A 3,689-nucleotide genomic window follows, 5' to 3' on the forward strand; every position below is an offset into this window, starting at 1 on the left:
CCCCGGCCCCGCAGCCGGCGCCCGCCGAAGTCCCCGCGCCGGTAGCCCCGGCGGTGCCGGACGACGGCGCGGACCTGCTCACCCGCGAGGTGCGGATGATGTGGGAGAACGCCGGGATGCCCGGCCGCACACACGTCGTCAAGGCCACCCGGCACCCCGGGCAGCGGCACGACATGACGATCCTGCTGCGCGCCTCGGAGACCGGACGGCCGATCACCGGCCTCTCCGAGGACGCGGTCGCAGCCCCGTTCGGCGTGCCGTCCAGCGACGTCGTCCTGTCGGAGGTCGCCAGCCAGCCCGGCCGCCAGGGCGGCCCCGGCTGGCTGGAGGCCCGCATCACCCCCGACGCCAACCAGCGCCGCCGCACCAAGCCCACCGACCAGGAGAAGTGGACGGACCGGGTCGCCGGACCCAAGGGCGGCGCCCCCGGCTCCGAGCTCGTCCACACCAGCCGCGACAACGAGCGCGGGGTCACGTTCTACCGGGCGAGGATGGCCGACTCCACCGACACCCCGCGCATCGACCTGCCCAAGCTCTGCCGCGCCCAGGGCCTGCCCGAGGACGACAGCCGCGTCTTCGTGCTGGTCGAAGGAGCCGAGTTCCTGATCAGCGTGTTCGACACCCCGCCGCTGTCCCCGACGTTCCCCGCCACCCGCGAGCTCCTCACCCCGGACGCCAAGGGCATGTACGTGTGCGGGCTCAGCATCACCGGCCAGCCCGTGCACAACTTCGTGTTCCAGCACGACAAGAACGCCGCCAAGCACGGCCTGGTTCTCGGCGTCACCCGCGGCGGCAAGACGCAGTTCTTCGCCGTCACCATGGTCGCCGAGTCCAACGCCGGACAGGTCGTGTGGCTCTCGTCCTGCTTCAGGGACGAGAAGACGACCGCCCTCGGTGAGCACATCGACCGCCAGGGCATCACCCCGCTCTACATGGCCCGCCAGCTGCGCGCGGCCAAGGCCCTGTGCCAGATCCGGGCGGAGATGCCGTGGGCGCACGACGGCAAGCCGCACGACTACAAGCCCGGCGACCGGCGCTGCCCCTACAAGCAGCTCAACGTCTACGCCGACGAGTTCATGACCGCGAGCCAGGACCCCGAGTACGGCGAGTTCATCCAGGCCGACGGTGACGCCCTGACCGTCATGGGCCTCAAGTACGGCATCGGCTTCAACCCGGCCGGACAGAGCCCGTTCGCGCACAACGGGTTCTCCACGGAGATGAAGGACAACCTTCGACAGAACAGCCGGCCGGTCATCTTCAACATGGGCAGCCCCGGCGCCACCCGCAAGGCCGCGGAGGGAACCATGGAGAACGCCTACGACGTCCCGACCATCCCCGCCCGCTACGCCCCCAAGGAAGGCAGCGCGATCGAGCGGGCCATGGCCGGAGAGGCCGAACCCGAGAACGGTGTCTCCACCGGCGGTGTCGCGGTCGTGGTCCTCGACAACGGGCGGGCCGTCCTGATGAAGGCGCTGTACGTCGACTTCGACGAGGACCTGGCCGACCTGTTCCCCAGCGAGGTCCACCGGCTCACCGACCACGAGATCAGCGAGCTGACCAAGCTCGGCCTGTGGTTCGACTGGAGCGAGCCCGAGCCGCGGCCCGGCGAGTTCTGGCCCGAGCCCGACGAGGACGAAGACGGCGACGGCAAGCCCCGCCGTCGCGGCGGCGGCAAGGGAGGCGGCCGCGGCTCCAAGGGCGGCGGCCGTTCCGAGAAGGTCGCCTCGCCCCGCCAGGCGCTGGAGGCCATCAAGAGCCTGACCGACGCCTGACCCACCCCGCCCATCCCCGGGGCCGGCCCGCCCGAGCGAGGCCGGCCCCACCCGACCCCTTGTGAAGGAGCACCACCCGTCGTGGCTCTCTCCGTCTCCGCCACCGTGCTGCTGGGCATCATCGTCGTCGTCCTGGTCAAGGGCGGCTACGTCCGTATCGGCTCCGCGCTGGTCTGCGCCCTGTTCGGCTTCACCCTCGCCGCGACCGGACTGGCGCCGGCCATCAACAGCGGCCTCGCCGCGCTCGCCGGACTCGTCTCCAGCTTCTGACTACGCCTCGGTCCATGGCGGGTCGGGCGTGTAGTTGAGGCCGTCGCAGAAGCGGCAGTCCCACTCCGACGGGATCTCCCACTTGTCGACCCACCAGCCGACCTGCCTCCCCACGAAGTAGTTGTCACCCCCGCACCACCCGCAGTCGAAGACGAACTCCACCTCACACCCCTCCCCTCGCGCCTGATGGTCCGAGGATGCCCGGGGCGCGTGTGCGGTCACTACCCACCCGCCAGCCACAACTCCCCTGCTACGCAACGCCGAAGGGCGCCGCCGGACATGCACCCCGGCGGCGCCCTCCGACGTCGCGCACCCGCTCCCCCACCGCGCCCTCCCGGCCCGCCACGGCCAGGAGGGCGCTCCCCTTCCCGCGTGATCGGAGAACCCCCGATGGACCCCCTGCACACCCAGTCCGGCATGCCCGAATCCGAATCCGAAGCCGCGGCCGAAGCCCGCCGCCTGATCGACGACTGGGCGGCCCGGCCCGTACCCCACCACCCCACCTCGTTCCGCGACCACACCGAACCGCCGGCCTTCGGCACCGCCCCGCCGGTGAAACAGCCCGACCACCGGATCGTCCCGGCCTGGGCGGCCGGGATCGCGGTCGCGAGCATCGGCGTCGGCGCCGGGGTCACCGGCATCGGCTGCGGCGCCTGGCTCGTGCTCCAGGGCCTGTCCTCCGTCACCCTCACCGGCGTCCTGATGGCGACCCTGCCCTTCGCGGCCATCGCGACGGTCGCCACCGCCATCGGCGGCGCGATCAGCAAGGCCCGCGCGGCCGTCACCAAGAACGTCTACGAGGGCCCGGTCACCCACCACACCGAGATCCACAACAACAGCACCACCCGCGGCGCCTTCTTCGCCCGCACCCGCAACGAGATCCACTGACCCACCCACCAGACCCTTCGGCACAAGGAGCAGCCACGCCATGCCCCACAACGACAAGCCGGTCAACGGCCACGACAACCCGTCCTTCCTCGACCTGCTCAACCAGCTGCCGCCCGAGCCACCGGCCCCCGAACTGCACGGCACCACGCTGCGGGCCAGGCTGCGCGCCGCGTGGAGGGAGTCGTGGGAGGAGGGCGGCTTCCTCCACCAGCGCTGGGAGGAGGTCTTCCAGGCCCGGCACGGCAGCTGGCACGAGGCCGCCACCTGGATCAAGACGACCCTCCTGCTCGGCGGGCTCAGCCTCATCGTGCTGATGCTGGACGCCGCCGGCGACGTCGTCACCGCCGTACTCAAGGGCCTGTCCGACCTCCCCGCCACCCACGGCGGCGACGGCAGCGGCCTGTGGGGCACGGTCGACCACCCCGTCCGCGTCTTCCTCGCCGACCAAGCCGCCCACCTGGCCGTCGCCCCGGCCGCTCTGTATGCGTTCTGGCAGCTGACCGGCCTGCTCGGCCTGGTCGGCGGGTTCCTCGGCAACGCCGGAGCCCGCATCGCCTGGCTGCTGTTCGGCATCGGCAGCCTCGCCATGATCTGGGCCGCCGCCCCGGCCGGAGGCCGCGCCGCCGCCACCGGGCTCGCCGCCCTCATGTGGGCGCTCGCCAGCATCTTCGCCCTGCGCGGCCTGACCCTGCGGCCCATCGTCCACAACCACCCGCCCCAGTTCCAGCCCCAGTTCAACCCCGCACTCCACCTCCACGC

General features: G+C 72.1%; 5 protein-coding genes. 4 read left to right on the forward strand and 1 reads right to left on the reverse strand.

Annotated elements, in window-relative coordinates:
- Both PV721_RS42135 and PV721_RS42140 read left to right on the forward strand, forming a co-directional pair.
- The coding region (locus tag PV721_RS42135) for a chromosome segregation protein ParM (RefSeq protein WP_319734006.1) at nt 1-1,772 on the forward strand (1,772 nt) is incomplete at its 5' end.
- 81 nt (nt 1,773-1,853) lie between these two features.
- A complete protein-coding gene (locus PV721_RS42140) occupies nt 1,854-2,042 on the forward strand; it encodes a hypothetical protein (protein WP_319734008.1) in 189 nt (62 codons plus the stop codon).
- Here the strand turns inward: PV721_RS42140 and PV721_RS42145 are convergent, their stop codons facing one another.
- Nucleotides 2,043-2,204 carry a hypothetical protein gene (locus PV721_RS42145; RefSeq protein ID WP_164496596.1) on the reverse strand — a complete coding sequence of 54 codons (162 nt, stop codon included), beginning with the start codon at nt 2,202-2,204 and terminating at the stop codon, nt 2,043-2,045.
- 228 nt (nt 2,205-2,432) lie between these two features.
- On the opposite strand from PV721_RS42145, the gene PV721_RS42150 reads away from it, so the two are divergent.
- Together PV721_RS42150 and PV721_RS42155 are read left to right on the forward strand one after the other, a co-directional pair.
- On the forward strand, nt 2,433-2,930 hold the full coding sequence (locus PV721_RS42150; RefSeq protein ID WP_124291326.1) for a hypothetical protein: 498 nt from the start codon (nt 2,433-2,435) through the stop codon (nt 2,928-2,930).
- A 40-nt stretch (nt 2,931-2,970) separates the two neighbouring features.
- The coding region (locus PV721_RS42155; RefSeq protein ID WP_319734011.1) for a hypothetical protein at nt 2,971-3,689 on the forward strand (719 nt) is incomplete at its 3' end.

It is taken from the genome of Streptomyces sp. MB09-01 (assembly GCF_033794505.1).
Taxonomy (GTDB): Bacteria; Actinomycetota; Actinomycetes; order Streptomycetales; family Streptomycetaceae; genus Streptomyces.